The sequence below is a fragment of the Bilophila sp. 4_1_30 genome, from assembly GCF_000224655.1.
Taxonomy (GTDB): domain Bacteria; phylum Desulfobacterota; class Desulfovibrionia; order Desulfovibrionales; family Desulfovibrionaceae; genus Bilophila; species Bilophila wadsworthia.
In genome coordinates this window covers 539,962-561,388 of sequence record NZ_JH114231.1, presented here as the reverse complement: position 1 = coordinate 561,388, position 21,427 = coordinate 539,962, and the positions used below count along the sequence as shown (strand labels likewise).

At 57.4% G+C, this 21,427-nt stretch carries 14 protein-coding genes; 4 read left to right on the top strand and 10 right to left on the bottom strand.

Going from position 1 to position 21,427, the window contains the following annotated elements; genetic code table 11:
- Positions 1-581 precede the first annotated feature (581 nt).
- On the top strand, positions 582-824 hold the full coding sequence (locus HMPREF0178_RS02700; RefSeq protein ID WP_005026565.1) for a phage regulatory CII family protein: 243 nt from the start codon (positions 582-584) through the stop codon (positions 822-824).
- A 488-nt stretch (positions 825-1,312) separates the two neighbouring features.
- Here the strand turns inward: HMPREF0178_RS02700 and HMPREF0178_RS02695 are convergent, their stop codons facing one another.
- The 3 genes from HMPREF0178_RS02695 to HMPREF0178_RS02685 all read right to left on the bottom strand — a co-directional run bounded on the left by HMPREF0178_RS02695 (position 1,313) and on the right by HMPREF0178_RS02685 (position 6,280).
- Positions 1,313-2,698 (bottom strand): SLC13 family permease, encoded by a 1,386-nt coding sequence (locus HMPREF0178_RS02695; RefSeq protein WP_009378839.1) that lies wholly within the window; start codon positions 2,696-2,698, stop codon positions 1,313-1,315.
- 214 nt (positions 2,699-2,912) lie between these two features.
- A complete protein-coding gene (locus HMPREF0178_RS02690) occupies positions 2,913-4,628 on the bottom strand; it encodes an FAD-binding protein (RefSeq protein ID WP_009378832.1) in 1,716 nt (571 codons plus the stop codon).
- An 11-nt stretch (positions 4,629-4,639) separates the two neighbouring features.
- Entirely contained in the window at positions 4,640-6,280 is a 1,641-nt protein-coding gene (locus tag HMPREF0178_RS02685; RefSeq protein WP_009378830.1) for an FAD-dependent oxidoreductase, read from the bottom strand.
- 368 nt (positions 6,281-6,648) lie between these two features.
- On the opposite strand from HMPREF0178_RS02685, the gene HMPREF0178_RS02680 reads away from it, so the two are divergent.
- Entirely contained in the window at positions 6,649-9,717 is a 3,069-nt protein-coding gene (locus tag HMPREF0178_RS02680; RefSeq protein ID WP_009378828.1) for a sigma 54-interacting transcriptional regulator, read from the top strand.
- A gap of 156 nt (positions 9,718-9,873) precedes the next feature.
- Here HMPREF0178_RS02680 and HMPREF0178_RS02675 read toward each other — a convergent pair whose 3' ends face one another.
- Positions 9,874-11,484 (bottom strand): amidohydrolase, encoded by a 1,611-nt coding sequence (locus HMPREF0178_RS02675; protein WP_009378826.1) that lies wholly within the window; start codon positions 11,482-11,484, stop codon positions 9,874-9,876.
- A gap of 105 nt (positions 11,485-11,589) precedes the next feature.
- The gene (locus HMPREF0178_RS02670) at positions 11,590-12,984 is read right to left on the bottom strand and encodes a sodium/glutamate symporter (RefSeq protein WP_009378824.1); all 1,395 of its coding nucleotides are present in this window, start codon (positions 12,982-12,984) and stop codon (positions 11,590-11,592) included.
- 283 nt (positions 12,985-13,267) lie between these two features.
- Here HMPREF0178_RS02670 and HMPREF0178_RS02665 point away from each other — a divergent pair, with 283 nt between their 5' ends.
- Positions 13,268-14,722, top strand: coding sequence for a sigma-54-dependent Fis family transcriptional regulator (locus HMPREF0178_RS02665; RefSeq protein ID WP_009378822.1), 1,455 nt, complete (start codon positions 13,268-13,270; stop codon positions 14,720-14,722).
- Positions 14,723-14,888: 166 nt separating this feature from the next.
- Here HMPREF0178_RS02665 and HMPREF0178_RS02660 read toward each other — a convergent pair whose 3' ends face one another.
- The 3 genes from HMPREF0178_RS02660 to HMPREF0178_RS02650 all read right to left on the bottom strand — a co-directional run bounded on the left by HMPREF0178_RS02660 (position 14,889) and on the right by HMPREF0178_RS02650 (position 17,461).
- A complete protein-coding gene (locus HMPREF0178_RS02660) occupies positions 14,889-15,770 on the bottom strand; it encodes an SDR family NAD(P)-dependent oxidoreductase (protein WP_009378820.1) in 882 nt (293 codons plus the stop codon).
- Positions 15,771-15,845: 75 nt separating this feature from the next.
- On the bottom strand, positions 15,846-16,556 hold the full coding sequence (locus HMPREF0178_RS02655) for an SDR family NAD(P)-dependent oxidoreductase (RefSeq protein WP_009378818.1): 711 nt from the start codon (positions 16,554-16,556) through the stop codon (positions 15,846-15,848).
- A gap of 11 nt (positions 16,557-16,567) precedes the next feature.
- A complete protein-coding gene (locus HMPREF0178_RS02650; RefSeq protein ID WP_009378816.1) occupies positions 16,568-17,461 on the bottom strand; it encodes a DMT family transporter in 894 nt (297 codons plus the stop codon).
- A 433-nt stretch (positions 17,462-17,894) separates the two neighbouring features.
- Between HMPREF0178_RS02650 and HMPREF0178_RS02645 the strand changes: the two genes are divergently transcribed.
- Positions 17,895-19,286 (top strand): sensor domain-containing diguanylate cyclase, encoded by a 1,392-nt coding sequence (locus HMPREF0178_RS02645; RefSeq protein WP_009378814.1) that lies wholly within the window; start codon positions 17,895-17,897, stop codon positions 19,284-19,286.
- A gap of 177 nt (positions 19,287-19,463) precedes the next feature.
- Here HMPREF0178_RS02645 and HMPREF0178_RS02640 read toward each other — a convergent pair whose 3' ends face one another.
- Both HMPREF0178_RS02640 and HMPREF0178_RS02635 read right to left on the bottom strand, forming a co-directional pair.
- Positions 19,464-20,132: a YoaK family protein gene (locus tag HMPREF0178_RS02640; RefSeq protein WP_029435316.1), complete on the bottom strand. Its 669-nt coding sequence runs from the start codon at positions 20,130-20,132 to the stop codon at positions 19,464-19,466.
- A 707-nt stretch (positions 20,133-20,839) separates the two neighbouring features.
- Positions 20,840-21,334, bottom strand: a complete 495-nt coding sequence (locus HMPREF0178_RS02635) for a MetQ/NlpA family ABC transporter substrate-binding protein (protein ID WP_009378810.1) — start codon at positions 21,332-21,334, stop codon at positions 20,840-20,842.
- Positions 21,335-21,427: the final 93 nt, after the last annotated feature.

Sequence of the window (21,427 nt, the reverse complement as noted above, 5' to 3'; positions counted from 1 at the left end):
CCTGACCAAGCTGGCCGCCTATGAAACCAGCGCCAATGGAAGGCACTATTATTTGGTCTGTGCCCACGAACTGGAAAATCGTCATTAGGAACAACCCGGAATCGCTGAAAAGCGGATCACCGAGTGTCGTAATCCGCTGAAGGAGGCCCTCATCCGTAAGGAAGGGGGCCTTTCGCATTGAATGGAGACTACCGGAGTGTTGCACTGAGCCCGGAACCGCCATTCCTTGCGGCGGCGGTTCGATGATATACTGTTGCGGCGCGGTTACTTCAGGATGGCGCCTTCGAAATTTTTGAGGTGGCAGTATTCCGTTCTTTCCTCTCCTTCATTTCTGTGAGCTGGTTGTCCCATGCTTTCGCCACTCTGATCCGGTAAGGACACACCTTTTTCTATCGTGTGTAATATCTTGTGACAAAAGATTTTTTTGTGAATGGTGTTCTGCCGTGAAGAGTGTTTGACTATTTATCATTTTATATATATCAAAAAATCGATATAAGATATCTCATCTTATGTATGACGGCGTTAGGAAAGCGCCCCACCGATGGGGGACGTCGGCAGCGACGATTGAAAGGAGAACGGACATGCATGAACAGCTTATTAAAGAGATTCAGAAGATGGTAAGAGATGGGGAGGTCCCCGCCAAGAGTGTCGCTGAAGCAGTCGGCAAGCCCTATTCGACGCTGATGCGGGAGATCAACCCTTATGACAAGGGCGCGAAGCTCGGCGTGGAGACGTTCATGGCGATCATCGAAACCACGGGTGACCCCACGCCGCTGAAACTGATGGCGTACGAACTCGGCTATAGGCTCATCCCCGACAAGTGATGTCGGGCTCCGCTGTAGGGGATTTCCCCCGTATCGAGAGGGGCAATCCATTGCGGTGGGAAGGCCCCTTCCGGAGCTCATCCCCCGATTCCGAAGGGGAGAGGAAGCCCTGCGGACGATGGGGACGAACCGTTGTGAAGCTGTACCGCTTGGAGGTGTGGAACCCTGCCGTTGGTAGAAGGACATAAAAAAGAGGAGAAGCAATTCCTTCTCCTCTTTTTTTATGCGAAGATATATGGGATTTCCATTCCACGGCAAGATTTCCGTAGGCGAATGCGTTGTTACGTTGAAGAGTTCACTTCCGGTATTCAGCAAGAAAGTTACGCCTTTGTCTGTATTGAACTCGCGCCCGCAGCACATATTCCGTCTCGCCTCAGCTGATTACCGGGAATACATGAGAAGATTCCTGTCTCATGTATTCCCTTTTTATCTTTTGAAATTATTCGTGGTGAGGAGGGCTGTCTGGGGAGAAGGGCTCCTGTGAAACGTTAGAACAGGGCCACGCCCAGTGCAACGACAATGGCCGAGATAGTGGCCCATGTTGCGAGGATGACGATGGGCACGGTCCTCCAGATGGCTTTCGTATTCGACCATTCATTGCCGTGCAGCAGCGAGGCGCTCGCGCTGGCGGCCGGAGTGAGGAACGCGATGTGGACGCCCATGACCACCATGATGATGGCAAGCTCGGGAGGAACGTTCATGCCTGTACAGTAGCTGTAGACGACGGGCATCAGGGCGATTCCCGTTGCGCCGTTGTTCATGAACTGCGTGAGGACGGTAGCGAAAAAGCCCATGCACAGCGCGAATACCAGCGAAGATTCGTTTCCGAAGAAGGGTGTCATCAATGCCATGAGGAACTTGGTGATCCCGCTTTCGTCGTTGGCCATGGCATGGGAAAGGGGCATCACCACGGCGAGGATGAGGATGATCCCCCACGTCACCCCGGAATCCACCATCGTCTTGAACCGGAGCAGCGGCTTGCCGTCGACCTTGAGGAGACACATCACGGTTACGAGGAGCATACAGATGCCCGTGTTCCCGATGGTCTTGAAGAAGCGGGCGATGCCGGACGTGGCGGGCAGGATGTTGGGCAAAAGCAGCAGGACGACCAGCGCAAACAGGAACCCCAGCACGATTTTTTGGACTTTATTCAGCCGCAGCGCACCTTCCGTGTCCAGCCCTCCCGTATCCAGCGAGATCAGTTTCTTCATGTCGGGCTTGAACACGTACTTGGCCATGACGATGAACAGCAGGGAGCACAGCGCGCAGCATGTTATCGCAATGATCATGTACTTCGCGTAATCGATGGTCACGCCGGACATGTTTTCATACGCGCCGAGTACGGTAAACGGAACCTGCTTGAACGGGATGATCGACATGCCGATTTGCGCGGCGTACACGATGCCGAAAACCATCATCGTCGGATAGCCTTCGCCCTTTTGGTAGCCGCACTTGTCACAGATGCCGTACAGGATGCTCCAGCCGATGACGACCGCCGGGGATGCGCTGGTCAGTGCACCCAGCAGCATGATGGACAGGAAAAACGTATAGGTGAACAGCCACGGCTTCCCCGCGACGCATTTGCGGGTGATGAACCACAGCGAGATGAACTTGGACAGGCCGTAATAGTTGATGGTCGCGCAGAAGACGAAAATGAAGAACATCATCATAACGAGCGGATCGCCGAAACTGGTCTGGAACAGCTCGCTGGGCTTCATGCCGCCGATGAGCATGAGCGCCAGCAGGCCCGCCATGCTCGGCCAGATGATGTCTATGAAGATCCAGCCGTACAGGACCCCGAGGAAGATGCCGATCAGGTTCATCCCCAGCGGGGTTAACGGGCCGATGGGCGTGAGCTGGCCGTAGCCGAACATGATCAGGAGGCTTATCAGGGAGTGGGCGTAGTAGACGATCTCTTTGTTTTTTGAGAGAGGGAGGAAGTGGCATGACCGGTTCTCCTCGCGAGGTGCCTCTGTAACAGGGTTTTCTTGCCTGTTGGCAAAAAGGGAGGGAGGCCGTTTCCCGTCCTTCTGTGGAGACGGGAAACGGCGGGCCTGAAAACCGGATGAAAGGGGGATAGGTTCGGAATCAGACGGCCTTGGGAGGCGTCGGCCAGCTGAAGTTGTCCATGTAGTAGCGGTATGGCTTGATAGGGTAGTCGTTCAAGGGAACAGGGACCGTATGGACTTCCCGCTTGCCGTCGACCTGCTTCTGCTCGATCCACTTGAGCCAGTGTTCGTTGTCCCGTTCGGGGTAATCTTCGCGGTAATGCCCGGCGCGGGATTCTTTGCGCATCAGGGCCGCATTAAGGCACAGCTCGGTAAGGAGCACCGTGGACGTGGCCTCGAACAGCTTGGCGAGTTCGTGCGGATCTCGCGCTCCCAGGTGCGGCAGCACTTCCGCGCGGATTTCCTCCACACGGTCGAGCCCGCGTGAAAGCCCCTTGCCCGTCTTCATCAGCGCGATGTCGGGGGCGCTCATGACCTCGCGCATGTCGGAGATGACATCCTTGGGCGCGATGCCGTCCTTGCCGAGGTATCCGGTGAACGCTTCAAGCCGGGAGGCGGCGTACGCCTCATCAAAGGCCACTGCATCGTGCCCCTGTACGAACTGCGCGGCGGCTTCCCCGGCCGAATAGCCCGTCGTCGCCGTGATGCATGTGGCCCAGCCGCCCATGTAGACGCCCGGATCGGGATTGCGGGCAAGCCCGGCGGCGTACAGCCCCTTTATGGCGGTGGAACCGTCGAGATCGGCCACAATGCCGCCGTAGGTATGGCGCACCTGCGGCATCCATTCCAGTTCCTGCCCGAAGAAGTCGATGCCGAGTTCGCGCAGCTTCTTGTCGTTGAGGCCCATCCAGCCGGCTTTGGGACGCATGGTTTCCACATCCTCGGGCTTCATCTGGCTGCAGTCGAAACGGATGGGGCCGTTTCCGGCTCTCACTTCGTGCACCATGCCCCGGGTATTGTAATGGGGATCGGCCTTGGCTCCGAATTTTGGGGAGTATTTCTTCATGAAATCCTCTCCCTTGGCGTTCAGGAACCGGGCTCCCTTGGGGAGAAGGCCCGTTTGCCCTTCCCACGCGAAATCGACAGGCACGTTCCACACCTTCCAGAATTCGAAATTCCGCATGGCGCAACCCGCGTTCCAGGCGATGCTGACGCCTTCGCTGGCTGGCGTGTTCTGATGGTAGGAGGGCTTCCAGCCGCCCGTATTGGTGGCGAGCAGGATGGCGCGGGCCTTGATGAAGACGGGCACCCCGCTCTGGCTGTGAAAGCCCACGGCCCCGGTCACGCGTTCGCCGTCGGTGATGACGTCGGTGATGACCGTGCGCCCAAGCCGCCGCACGCCCCGCTTTTCGCATTCCTGCTTGAGCAGGCGGGCTTTTTCGATGCCGCCCATCCCGTAGGGGTGATAGTAATAATAGCGCATGTAATCAAGGGCGCGCTGGGGGATGAAGCACAGTTCGCCCTTGTCGTTGCGGACGAATTTGTGCCCCAGATTCTCAAAATCCATGAACCGGTCGTAGGATTGCGTCAGAATCTGTCCGAGAAGCTTCTGGTCGGCAAGCCCGTCGTAATAATACACGAGATCGTCGAGCAGGTCGTCCAGCTTCATGTCGGGCTGCTTGACGATCATGTCCCCGCCGGAAAGCCCGCCCAGCCCGCCCCAGTCTCGGGGGCCCTTGTCCACGACCAGCACGTCGCCCAGAAAGTCCCTGGCGCGCATGGCAGCCCACATCCCGCTGAAACCACAGCCGATAACCAGCAGGTCCGTCGTATATTGATAGCCTTGTTCTTTCATATGCGCCTCGCTTACTGGTTGTCGGCTTCGATTTGATCAAGGGTACGGGCAAAACGTTCCTTGAAGGGATGCACATAGATGGCCCCGGAGGGGCAGTTCAGCTCGCAGTTGAAACAGGTCATGCAGTCGTCGGTATAGGTGATGCGGGACTTGCTGCCGCAGGTCATGCAGCGCAGCGCCTCGGCGAAGCAGGCTTCCATATCCAGAGGCCGCAGGGTTTCCGCAAGAGGATCATCGGCCGGGGCGGGGAGGCTGGCGCGCTCCTGTCTCGGCTCGTGGCGGATGCCTTCGCGTGGCCATTGTTCCTCGGGAAGCTCGGGACGCTTGTGTTCGCGTCCGCCCCGGATGTCCGCGCCCTTGAGCATCCGATCGATGGAAAAGGCGCATTCGCGTCCGCCGGCAATGGCGCTGACGACGGAAGAGGGGCCCGTGGCGGCGTCGCCCGCGGCGAAGATTCCCCACGCCGAAGTGGAGAAGGTGACGTCTTCAATCACGATGCGTCCCCGTTCAGTGCGCACGTCCTTGGCGAACCCGTCCAGCTCGGATGCTTGGCCGATGGCGAAGATAATATGATCGGCCCGGATGCGCATGGTGGTGTTTTCATCGAACAGAGGCGCGAAACGTCCCTGCTCGTCGACGACCCGGATGCACGTTTTCAGCTCCATGCCCGCGACGTGCCCGCTTTCCTGAAGGATGGCGCCGGGGCCGAACCCGCAATGGCATTCGATGCCCTCCCTCAGGGCGTCCGCCTGATTGTGCGGATACGCGGGCATGGCTTCGCGCGACTCAAGGCAGGCCATGCTGACCTTGGCGGCACCGAGTCTTTTGGCGGTGATGGCGGCATCCACGGCGACGTCTCCGCCTCCGATGACGAGCACGTCTCCGGACAGGCGGGGCTGTTCGTCGCCCCGGTTGGCGCGCAGGAACTCAAGGCCCCAGTGGACGCCGGGGAGCTCGACGCCTTCCATGTGTACCTTGCGGCTGACCGTCGTTCCGGGGGCCAGCATGACGGCTTTGAATCCCAACCGTTTCAGGTCGGAAAGGCTCAGGTCCGCGCCTTCGCCGATCTTCGTATTGCAGCGGAAGGCGATGCCCATCGCTTCAAGCCGGGCGATGTGGGCCGCAACGATCGCGTCGGGAAGCCGATACGCGGGGATGCCATACCGCAACATGCCGCCGGGAAGCGGCATCGCCTCGAAAACCGTCACCGGGTACCCCATTTGCGCGAGGAACCACGCGCAGGAAAGCCCCGCCGGGCCGGAGCCGATCACCGCGACCTTTGTGATGTGCCTCCGGGCGGGCTTTTCGAGAGGCGCCTTCAGGTCCCAGTCGCCCATGATCTGCTCGACGGCATTGATGTTTACCGCCTCGTCCACATGGTTCCGGGCGCACTTTTTCTCGCAGGGATGGAAACATACCCGGCCCGTGATGGCCGGAAACGGCTGGACGCTGCGGTAGCGCCGGGCCGCTTCGCCAAGGTGCCCCTGCTGGATCAGGTAATGGTTGCCGCGAATGTCGACCCCGGCGGGGCAAGCCGCCATGCAAGGGGAAAGGGCCTCTTGCGCGGGTTCGAGCCTGAAAACATCCAGTGGGCATGTCTTGGTGCAGGTTCCGCAGCCGGTACAGGCCGCAGGATCGATGCTGTGGATCATATGAACTCCTTTTCCGCATCTGATTGGGAAGGTGACTGCCCTGTGGGGACAGTGTGTGCCGAAACATGGCTGCCGCCGTGGTGTTTTTCTTTGGTCAGGAAAGCAATATTGAAAGGGAACCCTCCTCTAGGCTGCATGGGGACGGACGGCACGGCAGCGAAATGTTGTGCGTCGTTGATAAAGAGTAAGCAAAGGGCGTTCCATCTCGTTATTATGTTGTTTTTATTGATTTTTTATTCGAAAAAGAAGGATCCTCATTTCTTTTTTTTGTCTTGAAAACGGACATTTTTGTATATTGCTGTCTTGTTTCAGGACGGCTATGCTGGCGAGGGCCGAACGGTCGATGGGCTGCGGCGAAGGAGAAGGATATGGCGAAAGAAAAGGCGTGGTATGCGGACAGTGCTGTCGGGACGTTGCTCGCGGATATGTTTGAAGGGAAATGGTCCCCCGAATTGCTCGCACAGCTTGCCCAGATCCCGCTCGCTGAAGCGGAGCGGGGTGCGTTCCCCGGCTGTCCGCCTTCCTCCGGGAGGGAACGCCGGTTCCGTCTGGTGGAGCGCGTCCAAGCCCACAAGGAGGCATGCTCGTTTTTGCTGGCCCGGCCCTCCGGCTCCGGCCTCGAATCGTTTTTGCGGCTGGCTGCGGATGGGGAAGGGCTTAGGGCACTGGAAACGATGTTGGGGCTGGGCTTGAGCCGCATGAACACCTTACACCCGGCGGGAATCAATCTCGTCCTCCGCCTCGTCCATCGAAGCCTTTTGGGTATAGGCTTGCGAGGGTTAAGTGCTGATGGGGCAAAGCGGTACCGGCGTCTTTGTCGTGACGTGCACCCGCTTATCGTTTGCTCGGGCAGCAATACGCCTTCGCTCGCCCGGCTCTTTTTCCGGGCGCGGGGGCTGGCTGTGAAGTTCGGGGACAGACGCGACATGGCGCTCTTCGACCTGCTCATCGGCTCCATAAACGTCTGCAATACGCCGGAACACGGGAACCCGCGTTTCCACGCTATCATGGCCCGCGGGTATGCGGCGCTTGAGGCGCTCAAAGAACCGGATCTGTTCGAACAGGCGACGCCCTATCTGGGCATTTACCATTTCATTGAGGGGAACTACGAACAGGCAATGAACCTCTTTTCCCGCGCAAGCCGGAAACTGCGCGCGCAGGAGCACCATCTCGTCGAAATGTTTTATGTCAGGCACTGGAGCTTTGCGGCTTCCTGCCGGGGGAATTTTGAGCTGGCGGCCGGGCTGCTGCTCTCGCGGCTGCGCATGTTCGCCGCGCGCAGCGACAACCAGCTCGCCCGCTCCATACGTGGGCAGCTTGCGGCGTTGTACTTGCGCATGGGGCAATATGAAAAGGCGCTGGAACAGCTGGACATAGCGCAAATAGGCGTTTCGCCGCAGGTGAATATCGTCAGCGGCGTCACCAATGCGCGCCACCTCGCCTACTACCATATGCTGTCCGGAAATCCGAAGGCGGCCTACAAGGTGCTCCATTCGGCACTGGATGAGGCACGGCGTCAGGGGTATGAGCGCCCGATTTATCTGGGGGGCGCACTGCTTGAGCTTTTGTGCGCCTTTCAGGAGCAGGGATGCCCGCCGCTTCCCTGCTATTCGGCGGAGCAGGAGCTGCAACGCTGCCTCAAGGGGCCCAACCGTATGTTGCGGGGCGTTGCGGCCCGCTTGTCCGGCAACGTGCTGATGCGCGGAGGAAATGAGGATGGGGCGCTCGGCCTGTATCAGGACAGCCTCGCACTGCTTGAAAAGATAGGCTGCCCGCTTGAGGCGGCGAAAACGCGGCTGGCGCTGGCTTCACTGGCGTTGCGGCGCAACGACAAGGAAAAGGCCGTGCTGCTCGTGAGCGACGCATGGCCCATGTACGATTGTCTCAAGGATTTTTTCTGGCCGGAGGAACTGCTTGCTCTGCTCCCCTCCTACATGCGCAAGCATGGGGACGCCAATCTTTCCTCGCGGGCCCTTCTCGAAGCCTACCGTGAAAGTTTTTCCCCCCACAGGACATGGGAACAGTTCGAGGCATTTTCGCAGGCTTTGTTGGCGGAGTCGGCCCGCATCCTCGGTACTACGCAGGGATACCTCTTTCATGTCCCGTATCCACATGCGCCGCTCCGCCTTGTGGCCGTTCTCGGAGGCAAGCTCGAATCCGTGACATATCCTTATGCCTCCCTGCCTGATCTCATGGAGCTCGTAGCCGAGGGAGCTCCGCTTATTCTGGACAATGTGCAGGAAGGGGGGATGGGGTTCGGAAGCATGTTGATCGGCATCCCCATAGACTGCCGTCCTGATGGGGTTTATGCGCTGTGCCATGTGGGGGCTTTTTTGCCGGAGGTCCGCACCGTCCTTGAAGAGAATGTGCTGAAAGATATCGGGCGTGTCCTTGCGTGGGAATGTTCCCGCGTCATGGAGCGGGAGCGGCTTCATACGGAGCGCCTTGAGACGCTTGCGGATACTTCGGGAGAAATGATCTGCGTTTCCGATGAGATGGGACGGTTTCTCGGCGATGTGGAACTTGCGGCGAAAACCGACGCTTCCATCCTGCTTTGCGGGGAATCCGGCGTGGGCAAGGAGATGGTGGCCCGGTACATCCACGAGAAAAGCGGCAGGAGCGGCAGGCTTGTCATCATCAACATGGCGAGCCTTCAGGACGAGTTGTTCGAGAGCGAGTTCTTCGGGCATGAAAAGGGATCTTTCACGGGAGCCATGACCAGCAAGCCCGGTCTTGTGGAAATGGCTGAAAACGGTACGCTGTTTCTGGATGAATTTACGGAAGCCAGCACGCGGGTGCAGGCCAAGCTCCTGCGGGTCCTTCAGGAGCGCTGCTTCCATCGCGTGGGCGGAACGCAGACCATCAGTGTGAACTTCCGCCTTATCGCGGCCTCCAACAGGGACATCACCCATGCGGTCAGGCAGGGGCTCTTCCGCGCGGATCTCTATTATCGCGTCGCCGTGATCAATCTGAAAATCCCTCCGCTGCGCGAACGCAAGGCCGACATCCTCGCCATTGCCCGCTACTATCTGCATTTTTTTTCGCACTGGCATCATCGGGAATGCGTTCAGGATTTTTCTCCGGAAAACCGCCGTATTCTGGAAAGCTGGAGTTGGCCGGGGAATATACGCGAGCTGCGCAACGTCATCGAGCAGTCGGTCGTCTTGACCGGGGGGCGGCACCTGACGCTTCCTGATCCGGTGGAGCATACAGAGACTTCCCGAGGCGTCGAGGCTCTGGGAGGTGGGGAGATGCCCGAAGAGTTGTTTTCCGGAAATCCGTCTCTGGCGGATCTCGAAAAACGGTATATCGAGAGGACGCTGGAGCAGTCGGGCTGGCGGATTGAAGGGAAGAGGGGAGCACTCGCCGTGCTGCGTATAAGCCGATCCGCATTGTACGACAAGATGCGGCGGTATGGAGTGAAAAGGCCCTTTTGAGGACTGATGCCTCTGAAGGTCGTCATAGCTAAAGTAAAACATGAAGGATGAGCGACATAAAAAACATTCCCAAAACGGGGAAGTGAGGCAAAACGCGGGACGGAGAAAAGAGGCTGCCAGCCTTTGCGTGAACGGCTGGCAGCCTTGGAGATGATCTCAGGATTCGTAGACGATGCGCCCTCCGGAGATGGTCTTGAGCACGGAAAGCGTTTCGATGGACTCGGGCGGCACGGTCAGCGGATTTCTGGAAAGCTGTACAAAATCCGCATAGTATCCGGGAGCGATTGTACCGACGGCATGATCCCGTGCGCTGCACTTGGCGGCATTGACGGTATAGGCTTTGAGGGCGTCGAGCGGCGAGATCCTCTGATCAGGGCCGAGAATGCGCCCCGCCGTGGTTGTGCGGTTGACGGCGGTATGGATGGAACGGATGGCATCCACGGGCTGCACCGGAGAGTCGACATGGAGGCCGAAGGGAATTCCCATACGCACGCAGGAACCACAGGGATCGAGCCGCGCGGCCCGCTCTTCGCCGAGGAACAGGTTGACGTGGCGCTCGCCCCAGACGTTGACGTGGCGGACAAAGAACGTCGGCGTGACTCCGCAGGCATGGAGCCGGGACAGCTGTTCGTCAGTCGCCATCTGCACATGGATGATCATGTCTCCGGGGACTTTCCTCGGGCACTTTCGGAGGGCCTCTTCAAACCCCCGCACGACGAATTCGATGGCGGCGTCGCCGTTGGCATGGAAGGCGACGGGGACGCCCTGGCAGTGGTACTTGGCAATCAGCTCGGCGATCTGTTCGGGCGTGAGGACATGATCTCCGCAAAAATCGGGTTTGCAGGCGTAAGGCTCCCCGAGCACGGCGGTCAGGGACTGGATCGAGCCGTCCGCAAATGATTTCACCCCCCCGTAGTAGAGATAGTCGGAAACGGGCATGTTCCATGTGCCGAGTTCGAGCATTTCATCCATGATGTTGGGCATGAAATGCAGGTAGCCTCGGGCGTTCATGCGTTTTTCCCGGGCCAGCCGGTTGTAGGCGCGGAGAATGCCGTGAGCGCCGTTGCTGAGGCCGATGCCTCCATCCTGAAACATCGTGAATCCCGCACGGTTATAGTCGGCGATCGCATATTCGATTTTCTCAGGGAGCTTCTCGGGCGGGCAGGCCGGAATCTTTTGAAATACCTTGAAATAGGCGTTCTCTTTAAGCAGGCCCTCCGGCATCCCGTCATTCCCGAGTACAACCATTCCGCCTTCGACGGAAAAATCCGCGGTGACGCCGAGCTTGGCGAGGCCGAGCGTGTTCGCATACCCCATGTGGCTCGTGATGTGTGATACGAAAACAGGCAGCTCCTGACTGACCGCATCAAGATCATGGCGGGTCAAGTGGCGGTGGTCGCTCATGCCCGTGTCGTCGTAACAATATCCTATGATCCATTCCGTGTCGGTCTGCGTGGCGGCGTGCGTGCGAAAGGCGGACAGCAGGTTGCCGATGGTCCCGTGGGCCGTATCACAGAAAAATTGGGTGCGGCACTGCGCGTACATGGAAAGGTGGCTGTGCGAGTCTATGAAGCCGGGGAGGAGCACGCCTTCCTCCAGATGGATTTCCTTGCGCCGATGCGGGGGGGCGAACGCGCGGAGTTCTTCCAACGTGCCGACGGCGAGAATTTTCTCTTCACTGATGCAAACGGCTTCGGCGGTGGGGTTTCCCTCGTCCATAGTAAGTATTTCCGGGCAGGTGATAAGCGTGTATTCGTTTGTGAGCATAACCATTTCCTTTTTTAACCAGTGAGGCGCCGTGCGGGGGCACGCCGCACGTGGAAGAGAAGGACCGTACCACCCCACCGGACTGGTGCGGAGGTACGGCCGCCGTTACCACTGCTTTTGTCCGACCAGCTTCAGGGCGAACATGGCGGCGATGCCAATGACGGTGATCGAGCCGTAGATCATGAGGATTTCCATTCCCGTGAACGTGTAGAACGCGGGGGCGAAGAAATAGAGGATGGGGGCGCACGTTACGAGGATGCCCACATTGAAGAAGGCGAGCTCAAGCGTGGCGGGCGTGCTGAAATCCGGGTCGATGATGCGCAGAAGCAGCAGGCCGGTGGCTGTGGAACCGCAACAGCAGCCGAACTGGCAGAGCACCCGCTCAGGCCCGTAATTGGTCCGGCGTCCGAACCAAAGGTTGAGGGCGAGAGCGAACAGGGTGACGGTGAACGCCACGAGGAAGATGGGGATGACGTACTGCTTGAGGACGACGAGGTGGATGGACATCAAGGTGGCTGTCAGCAGGTAGTCCACGGAGGCCCCGGTGATGCGGGTCTGGACAACGGGGTCCATGAGCCTGCCCGCGCCGAGCTTGAGGAGCAGGGTACGGAGAAGCCACGCGACGATGAGGCCGTGAATGAAGAACATCGGCATACTGAGGGTGGCCCCGAATCCCTTAAGCCACTTGTATTGGTCAAAGAAGGGTTTGATGTGGGTTTCGAGCCAGCTCAGTTCGGCATAGGTGATGAGATAGACGATGCCGACGAGGGCGACATGGAAGGCCAGCGTGTCGATGGTGGAAGCGTGGGTCGTTTCACGTCCATTGGTTGCGGTGGACTTCTCGTCCATGATGCCGGTCAGGAATTCTTTGGTGATGGAAGCTCCGGTCTTGTTGGCGTTGAGGCCCTTGCGGACGAACCATCGGGCTACGGGTACACCGACGATGGCGGCCGAAAGGAAGCCGAGCGCCGCGTAGATCACGCCGATGGTGGCGCAGTCGGCGATGCCGCCCTTTTCCCACAGCGTGCCGAAGGCATAGGCTTGCCCGGGGCCCTGCGTATAGCCGTGGGTTACGATCATGCCGATGAATTCGCTGAGGCTGTTTCCGGTCGCCAGATTATATAGCCAGATCACCGCGCCGCCGATGAGGGCTTGCGCGGGAAGGCTGATTGTCCAGATCAGCGTCTGCCACATGCCCCCGCGCACGACTTCTTTGGACGTATTTTCCTGATTGCCGCGCGGGCGTGTCAGCAGAAGCGAAATGTAGCTGATGTTGAAGGCGTGGAACAGGAACCAGTTAAAGCTGCTGCTCGTGATCTGCCATTCTCCGATTTTAAGCCAGCCCGTGGAAACGATGGCAAAGCCGATCAGGCCGCCGATGATGCTGGCGGGGACCAGATAGTCCTGAAACAGTTTGACTTTTGCGCGCAGCAGGGTGCCGATGAGCAGCATCAGCGAAAGGAGGCCAAAAAGGATGAGATTTTCAAAACCGCTTCCCATGACAAAACTCCGTCTTTGAGGTTGACCCGAGCGTTTGAGTGCGCTGAGCCCATGCGGGCTCTCTCTGGACGTCTTTGTCTGCAAGCGGTATTCCATAAAAAAAGAATAAATAAATTTCGTTTGTTATGCGTTAAGGACCTTCCCAAAAGTGTCATTTGTCATTATACTGAGACAAAACAATATCATATTGTATTTATTAATTTTTAAAGAAAAATGTCTCTTTTTTATGACAGAAATGTCTTGTTCTTCTGCCTGACGTGGGATGCATACACTGGGAGACTTTATGTCCATGCCTTTTCCCATCGCTTCGGATGAGGATTTCAAACGGCTTGTTGAAAACCCGTTGTTCCATCAGCTGCTTGATGCCCTGAGCATCGGCGTTTCACTCACGGACCCTACGGGGACGGTCAGGTATTTTTCGCAGTCCTGCTACCACATCTATGGGCTTGATCCGTCCGAGAGCGTCGTAGGCAAAAAAATCGACGCCATATTCCAGACGGGAAGGGCGGGCGTCCTCAATTCGTTGCAGACACGGCAGATCAATACGGTGAACAGCATCTCCTACAATGGAATCGAAGGGTTATGCCGCCGTTGCCCTATTCTGGACGACAAAGGAAATCTGGTCTGCTGCCTTTCGGAAGTGATCGTTACCACGCACGACAATGAGCGCATTGAGGAGCTGTTGCACAACCTCCAACAGCTCAAACGCAAGGTCGGGTACTTCATCGCACAGGAAACGACGGGCGGGGGCCTGCGTACGTTTGACGATCTCGTCGGCGATACCAGCGTGATGCAGGCACTCAAGGCAATGGGGAAGCGGTTCGCGCGCAGCAGGGAGCCCGTGCTGATCCTCGGAGAAAGCGGCACGGGAAAGGAATTGTTCGCGCAGGCCATCCACAAGGCGAGCCCTCGCGCGAACGGATCTTTCATTTCAGTAAACTGTGCGGCCTTGCCGCGTGAATTGGCTGAATCGGAACTGTTCGGCTATGTGGAGGGAGCTTTTACCGGAGCGCGGAAAGGCGGGCAGAAAGGCAAGTTCGAGCTGGCGGACAAGGGCACGATCTTTCTTGACGAGATCGGCGAACTCCCGCTGTATCTTCAGGCAAAGCTGCTGCGCGTGCTGGAGAGCAATGAGATCCAGAAGATCGGGATGAGCGGCAGCAAGTATTCGGATTTCCGCCTCATCGCCGCAACCAACCGCAACCTGCCGGAACTCGTGGACAAACGGCAGTTCCGCGAGGATCTGTACCACCGCCTGAACATCCTTGAGCTGAATCTGCCGCCCCTCCGCAAGCACAGGGGGGACATCCCGTCCCTGATCACCCAGCTCATCGAGGGGATCTGCGGACCGCAAAAGGCGCTTGAGATGCGGGTATCGCAGGACGTGCTCGACCTCTTCATGCGGTACGGCTGGCCGGGGAACGTGCGGGAACTCAAGAATGTGCTCGCCTATGCGTACTGTTGCATGGACGACGACGCGGTCGAGCTGACGCCGCGCTATCTGCCCGAGCGGCTTTTCATGGGCTCTCGCTCGGAGGATGTGCCCGCAGCCGTGGAGCCGGGCGCGTTTTCTTTTCAGGCCATGCAGCGGGAGGCGGAAAAGAGGGCCATTGAATCCGCGCTGACGCTGGCGGGCGGCAACAAAAGCAAGGCGGCGAAGCTGCTCGGATTTTCAAGGAACACCCTCTACCTGAAAATGAAGGCGCTGGGCATGGGGCTCAAGAGAAAAGAGACGTGAAAAGGCCAAGAGGCCCGAGTCTTTCCGTCTATCCTGTTCATGAAACCGTGCGTATATGTCTTTATAAGAATGCGGTTGAAACGGTTAGAGTGGCCGGAAGCTTGGAAATCGGACATACTCAGAGTGAGAAGGCCAACGCCTTCTCACTCAGCGCGTTGGGACTCCCCTATATGGCGGTCCAGCCTCCATCGATGTGGATGACCTGCCCCGTGATATAGTCGGACGCGGGGGAAGCGAGGAACATGGTCAACCCTTGAATATCTTCTGCGAAGCCCACCCGTTTCATAGTGGTTTGCCGGGCGAGAGCCTCGACGACTTCCGGCTTGTCGAAGAGCGGGGCGGTGAGCTGCGTCTTGAAGAAGCCCGGCGCGATGGCGTTGGCCGTGATGCCCGCTCCGGGGCGCGACCATGCTTCGGCCATGCCCCGCGTGAGTTGGGCTATGCCGCCCTTTGACGCTCCGTAGGGCAGGCCGTTGGGGAAGGCCCGGCTGCTTTGAAGGGAGGCAATGTTGATGATGCGCCCCCATCCCTGCCGCATCATTTCGGGCACGAGGGCCTGAGCGAGGAAGAACGGCGCGGAAAGATTGAGCCGCAGCGTATATTCCCAAATCTCGGGCGTAAGTTCGTTCCACGGCTTGCGCGGATTCAGCCCGGCGGCATTGACGAGGATGTCCGGCGCGCCGAAAGGCTGGAACGCCTTTTGGACAAGTTCCGGCAGTGCCTTGAGTTCGCTCACATCGAAGGCAATGCAGGCGATGCGTTTGTTTTGGTCCGGGTCCCGATGGGCAGAGCGTGCCGCGGGATCGGAATCATACGCAAGGCGGCAGCCTTGATGCTTCAAGCTTGCAAAGATCTCTTCCGCCGAGGCTTCGAGGCGATCCAGCGTGCGGCCGACGAGGATAAGATTGGCCCCGGCGTGGAGCAGGGCATGGGCCATATATTTGCCGAGCCCGGAACCCGCGCCGGTGACAAGCGCGGTATGGCCTTGGAGCGAAAAGAGTTGCGTCTGAAGAGGGGAACGTGCTTCCGTATCACGTTGACAATCCATGAAAGCCTCCGACCACATAGTGTTTTTGTGCTTTGGACTCGGTGCTGTTTAACGAGACGCCGTGTTTCGAAACCGTTATTCGACGTAGATCATCCGCTTGGTCATTCCCCCGTCCACGACGAGGTTATGGCCGTTGACGAAATCGTTTTCCTCGTGGGCAAGGAACAGACAGGCGTTGACGATGTCGCGGGGGATACCCACACGCCCGGAAGGGTGCTGGGCATGATCCGCATGGGAAAGCGTTTCATAGCCGTCGACCTGTATCCAGCCGGGGCTTACGGCGTTGACCGTGATCGGTGTGGCGCGCAGGGAGACGGCCAGCGTGTTCGTGAGGGAGACAAGGCCCCCTTTTGAAGCGCCGTAGGCCTCCCATCCCGCTTCGTTCTGGTTCCAGCGGGTGGAGGCGATATTGATGATGCGCCCGTAATCCTGCCCCGCGTTGGCCTTGATGAAGGCCTGCGCGCACAGGAACGCGCCGCGCAGGTTTACGGAAAGGGCGTTGTCGAATTCGTCGGCGGTCATTTCCGTGACGGGCTTGTGGAAATGGGCGAGGGCCGCGTTGTTGACGAGTACATGGACGGCGCCGTGCTGCTCCGTTACCCGCCGGAAGGCTTCGCTGACGGCCTCGGCCTGTCTCAAGTCGGTTTGGATGAAGCCAATACCGTCAGGCAAGGCTTTGTGCTGCTCCACGTCGAGAGCCGTAACCGCATACCCCGCGCGCTGGAAGCCTTCGCAAAGGTGAAGCCCGATGCCGCCTGTGCCGCCCGTGATGACGCATATTCTCATGCCGCACCCCGTTATGCTGAGACAGCCTCAGCGTTTTTTATGTTCTTCTGCGGGAGCTGCGCAAGCACGATCGCGCAGAACATAAAGGCGCATCCCACCGTTTCCCGCATGGTCAGTTGCTGGTTCAGCATGACGAATCCGGCCAGCACGGACACCACCGCCTCGAGGCTGAGGATCAGGGAGGCGACCGTGGGATTCATGCCTTTCTGGCCAACGATTTGCAGCGTATAGGCAACGCCGCTCGACATGATCCCCGCATAGAGGACGGGTTTCCATGCGGCGAAGAGCTGTGTGATGTCCGGCGTCTCAAAGAGCAGCATGGGAACCGCGCAGAGCAGGCCGCAGACGAAAAACTGGATGCAGGACATTTTGACGCCGTCCACGCGCAGTGTGAAGTAGTCGATGATCAAAATGTGGACGGAAAACAGGATGGCGCAGATGAAGATCAGGAAATCGCCAAACTGGATGGTCAGGCTCTCCGTAATGCAGAGAAAATAGAGGCCGACGATGGCCAGCGCCACGCCGAGCCAGACGAACAGGCCGCACCGTTTTTTGAAGAACAGCCCGAGGAGCGGGACGATGATGATATAGAAGGCCGTAATGAACCCCGCCTTGCCTACGGACGTATACATGATGCCGATCTGCTGAAAACAGCTTGCGAAGCAGAGCATCACGCCGCAGCACACGCCGCCGATCCAGAGCTGGCCCTTCGTTTTCGCGTTCGAAGGCCTGATGCCGCCGGGGGAGACGGGGTTCAGCCTGTTGAGCAGCGCGATGCAGGGAATGAGGAACAGGCCGCCGATAAAGGAGCGTACGCAGGTAAACGTGTAGGGGCCCACATAATCCATGCCTACGCTCTGGGCGACGAAGGCCACTCCCCAAATGACGGCGGTGAGAAGCAGCAAAAAGGAATTCCGGAGTTGTAGCGTGTTCATGGTCGGTGTGATAGCCCGAGAAGACCGGGGATGCAATAAAGCTTGAGCGGCTTTCTTGGCAATGTGGGTGGGCACCGTCCACAAGGGGGTTCCATGAGTGCCCAGCGTCCTCTGATAATGAGACGCCATTGGGGGAAGAGGCGAGGGCGCCGCGCTTGAGGACGGCTGGTGCCTTTTGGATCCTGATCGTCCGACATCTTGATAACACGTTGTTTCTAGCGTAAATAAAATATGTTAGTCGATAATGTGAATCCAAAAATGTTTTTGGCTCTCATTATTGGAAAACTGGGAAGAAAAACGCGTACAGTGATCCTCCGTTTAGCCTTGGCCTGTTGGTTCAGGATGTGCGCGGTTGGACGATTCTGAAAATGGTCGTCATCCAAAAAGTGAATGGGTTCGCATTATGACAACATCTTTTTCCAATGCACAGTATGTTTCCGGTGAGCACGAAGACTGCCCGGAGAGCCTGTTGCAGATTATTATGGAGGAACTGGATGAAATCGTTTATGTAAGCGATATCGCCACGTATGAAATCCTGTATCTGAACGAGTTTGGAAAAAAGGAATTCGGGCTTACGGACATCGGAAAAGGCAGGAAGTGCTATGAAGTCCTGCAAGGCCTTGACGCGCCTTGTCCGTTTTGTACGAATCAGTTTCTCAACTGTGAAACGTTTTACACTTGGGAGCTCACAAATCCCATTTCGCACCGCCATTATCTGCTCAGAGACAAGCTGATCCGCTGGAATGGCCGGCTTGCCCGGCTGGAATTCGCCGTCGACATTACGGAAAAGGAAAATATCAGCCAAGCTGTGCAGCGCAAGCTTGATATTGAGAGTACCTTGCTGGAATGCATCCGCATCCTGAATAGGGAAGAAAATTTTCCACAAGCCGTGGACATGGTTCTGGAGAACCTCGGAATGATGCATCAGGCAGATCGAGCCTATATCTTCGAGTACAGCGCTCTGAAAAATGGCGGGCTCATCGCCAACAACACCTATGAATGGTGTTCAGAAGGTATTTTTCCTCAGAAAGAAGTCCTTCAAAACCTGCCAACCAGCTACATGAGCTGTTGGCAGAAGATGTTTGAGCGGCGTGAGGATGTGGTTATCGACAATATCGAGTCAATCCGGGACAGCGATTTGGATATGTACAGCATACTCAAGCCGCAAGGTATCGAGAGCCTCATCGTCGTCCCTCTTGTCCTGAACGACGTCATTTCCGGGTTCATCGGCGTGGATAACCCGAAAGCCAATCGGGATGATCACTCACTGCTGCATTCGCTGGCCTATTTCGTCACGAATGAGCAACGGAAGCGTAATATGCAGAGCGAGCTCAAGCGGATGAGCTACTGCGACGACTTGACGGGTCTGCACAACAGAAACAGCTATATTTCCGTATTGCGGAAGCTCGAAAAAAATTCCCCGGATTCGCTCGGCGTCGCTTTTGTGGATCTCAATGGGTTAAAGAGCATCAACGATCAGCAAGGGCATGACTCCGGCGATAAATACATCCGGGACATCAGCCGGATATTCAGCCGCTATTTCAGGGGAGATGATCTTTTCCGTATTGGCGGAGACGAATTTGTCTTCCTCTGCCCGAACATTCCGGAACGGGTCTTTTATGCCAAAATCGCCGCGCTCCAACGGGAGGCCAATAAAGCGTATCCCGAATCCCTGTCGCTTGGGCAGGTGTGGGCCGAGGGGGACATGCATATCATGGATATGGTGAAGCAGGCAGATAAACGTATGTATCAGGAAAAAGCGGAGTACCACGCCCGGCGTGGCGATACTGTCTAAAGCAATGCGTAAACAGGCACGCGGTCCTTGAGGATGCCGTGCCTGTTTTTTATTACCGTATGGAATATGGAAGGAGCACGAGAAGCCGGGGTTTCCGGGCCGTCTCGTCCTCACTCGAAACGTACGGTACACACTCACACACTCTCTCTTCCACATGGCCTGACTGTTTTTTCGCGCTCATATCTCTTTCGCAAACATGCTCAAGAACGCTATGATGAGAAAGAGGCAGCAGAACAGAATGGCTTTTTCAGCGAAGAGGGCGGACAAGGCGGCTCCCAGCGTCGCGCCGAGCGCGAAAAAGACGACGATTTCGTAGTAGCTGAGGATGGTTTTCCTTGTATCGGGGTCTCGTGTGCGGACATAATGGAATATCTGCTCGGTAGCGCTGCGGAGATTGCCGGTACACATGGTCGTCGCCACGCTGTGCCCGTTGACTTTCCTGAAGCTTTCCACTTGTACGGCGCAGACGAAGGAAACCAGGATGTTGACGGCCGTATCCCACATCCCCGAGGCCATGAAGGCCGGAAAAAACAGGAGAAGCGCCTCGAAGAAAACAACGATCTGCCTCCAGTGCAGCAGATCGTATTCCTTGAACTTGGCCCGTATCCATTCCGTGAACAGGATGCCTAGGGCAAACGCGATGATGGGGAAGAGGTAAAAGGCGACTTCCTTGATATTGCCTTCCGCAAGATTGAGCCCGAGGAGCACGACATTCCCTGTCTGCGCATTGGCAAAGACATGCCCTCGCGTGATGTAGGTGTAGACATCAAGGAACCCTCCCGTCATCGTCAGCAGGGCGCAGAGCAGGAAAGATTCCGATACCTGAATGTGTTTGCCGTGTTTCATCCTTTGATTCAACCCGAACGGCGACTTTCCCTTGGAACGTTGCCGGATGCGCCAGCCGGTTCCTTTTCCCCCTGTGGGAGGGCGGCTGGCCGTATTCCTGTTTGCCTGCGTTCCGCAACCTTTTAGAAGGTATTTGGAACGCAACGGGGTGAACAGGTATCCCCGTTGGATTGAGAAGTCAAGTAAAGCAGTGTGATACATCATACGGAGAGGCGTTTTTCATTTCTCCCTGTCCATTTTTCCCTTCTCTTTTCGCAACGCGGCAATAGAAATGTGCGTGGCATGTTTTCGGGGGAACACACCACGCACATTATGGGGAGGAGATACAGCTTACGCGGTATCCCTGTTGGAGCGCTGAAGGGATGCCAGAGGCACATCCGTATAAAACCAGACGGAAAGCTATGGAAATCACGAAGGGAAAAGATGAACGTTCCCCATTGATCCGCTATTTGGCGGCGAGGCTTTCTTCATGCTTATGGGATTGATCAAAGGAAGGATATCCTGTGTTGCCATGTCCGTATTCAGCACATGAGTACACTCTTTTTCTATCATACTGAAAGAATATTCAAAAGGCAATGCGCTTCGGTAAGGCTGCAATGTCCGGGAAGAAAAACGAAACATGGCAAGCGCGGGCTACGCCGCCGCAGCAAACAAAAAGCCCTGCCGGGAATTCCGGCAGGGCATAAAGGCGGGGAAGTAAAGACGGCTTAGTTGGCGGGAACCACAGCGCCTTCGTACTTCTTGGTCATGAATTCCTTGACCTGATCGCTCTTGAGAGCGTTGATCAGCGCTTTGAGTTCAGGACGGTTTTCATCTCCGGCGCGCACGGCGAGGATATTGGCGTAGGTCGTCGCGGCGATGGAGTCGGCCTTTTCGGCGGACAGCGCGTCGGCCACTTTGAGGCCGCCGAGGATGGCGTAGTTGCCGTTGATGATTGCGAGGTCGACGTCAGGCAGGGCGCGGACGAGCTGAGCCGCTTCGATTTCTTCGATCTTGAGCTTCTTGGGGTTTTCCGCGATGTCGCGGCGGGTGGCGGTGAGGCCGGCGCCGTCCTTCAGCTTGATGAGCCCGTTGGACTGGAGGAGCAGCAGGGCGCGGGCTTCGTTGGTGGTGTCGTTGGGCACGGCCACCATAGCGCCGTCCTTCAGGGCGCCAAGGGACTTCGTCTTGCCGGCGTAGATGCCGAAGGGTTCATAGTGCACGGTACCGATGGATACCAGCTTGGTCCCTTTTCCTTGTTGAAATCGTCAAGATAGGGTTTGTGCTGGAAGAAGTTGGCATCCAGCTCCTTGCCT

Excerpts from the sequence above, each read along its gene's own strand:
- HMPREF0178_RS02700 (WP_005026565.1), top strand. The coding sequence starts at position 582 with ATGCATGAACAGCTTATTAAAGAGATTCAGAAGATGGTAAGAGATGGG.
- HMPREF0178_RS02695 (WP_009378839.1), bottom strand. The coding sequence starts at position 2,698 with ATGTTCGGCTACGGCCAGCTCACGCCCATCGGCCCGTTAACCCCGCTG.
- HMPREF0178_RS02690 (WP_009378832.1), bottom strand. The coding sequence starts at position 4,628 with ATGAAAGAACAAGGCTATCAATATACGACGGACCTGCTGGTTATCGGC.
- HMPREF0178_RS02685 (WP_009378830.1), bottom strand. The coding sequence starts at position 6,280 with ATGATCCACAGCATCGATCCTGCGGCCTGTACCGGCTGCGGAACCTGC.
- HMPREF0178_RS02680 (WP_009378828.1), top strand. The coding sequence starts at position 6,649 with ATGGCGAAAGAAAAGGCGTGGTATGCGGACAGTGCTGTCGGGACGTTG.
- HMPREF0178_RS02675 (WP_009378826.1), bottom strand. The coding sequence starts at position 11,484 with ATGCTCACAAACGAATACACGCTTATCACCTGCCCGGAAATACTTACT.
- HMPREF0178_RS02670 (WP_009378824.1), bottom strand. The coding sequence starts at position 12,984 with ATGGGAAGCGGTTTTGAAAATCTCATCCTTTTTGGCCTCCTTTCGCTG.
- HMPREF0178_RS02665 (WP_009378822.1), top strand. The coding sequence starts at position 13,268 with ATGTCCATGCCTTTTCCCATCGCTTCGGATGAGGATTTCAAACGGCTT.
- HMPREF0178_RS02660 (WP_009378820.1), bottom strand. The coding sequence starts at position 15,770 with ATGGATTGTCAACGTGATACGGAAGCACGTTCCCCTCTTCAGACGCAA.
- HMPREF0178_RS02655 (WP_009378818.1), bottom strand. The coding sequence starts at position 16,556 with ATGAGAATATGCGTCATCACGGGCGGCACAGGCGGCATCGGGCTTCAC.
- HMPREF0178_RS02645 (WP_009378814.1), top strand. The coding sequence starts at position 17,895 with ATGACAACATCTTTTTCCAATGCACAGTATGTTTCCGGTGAGCACGAA.
- HMPREF0178_RS02640 (WP_029435316.1), bottom strand. The coding sequence starts at position 20,132 with ATGAAACACGGCAAACACATTCAGGTATCGGAATCTTTCCTGCTCTGC.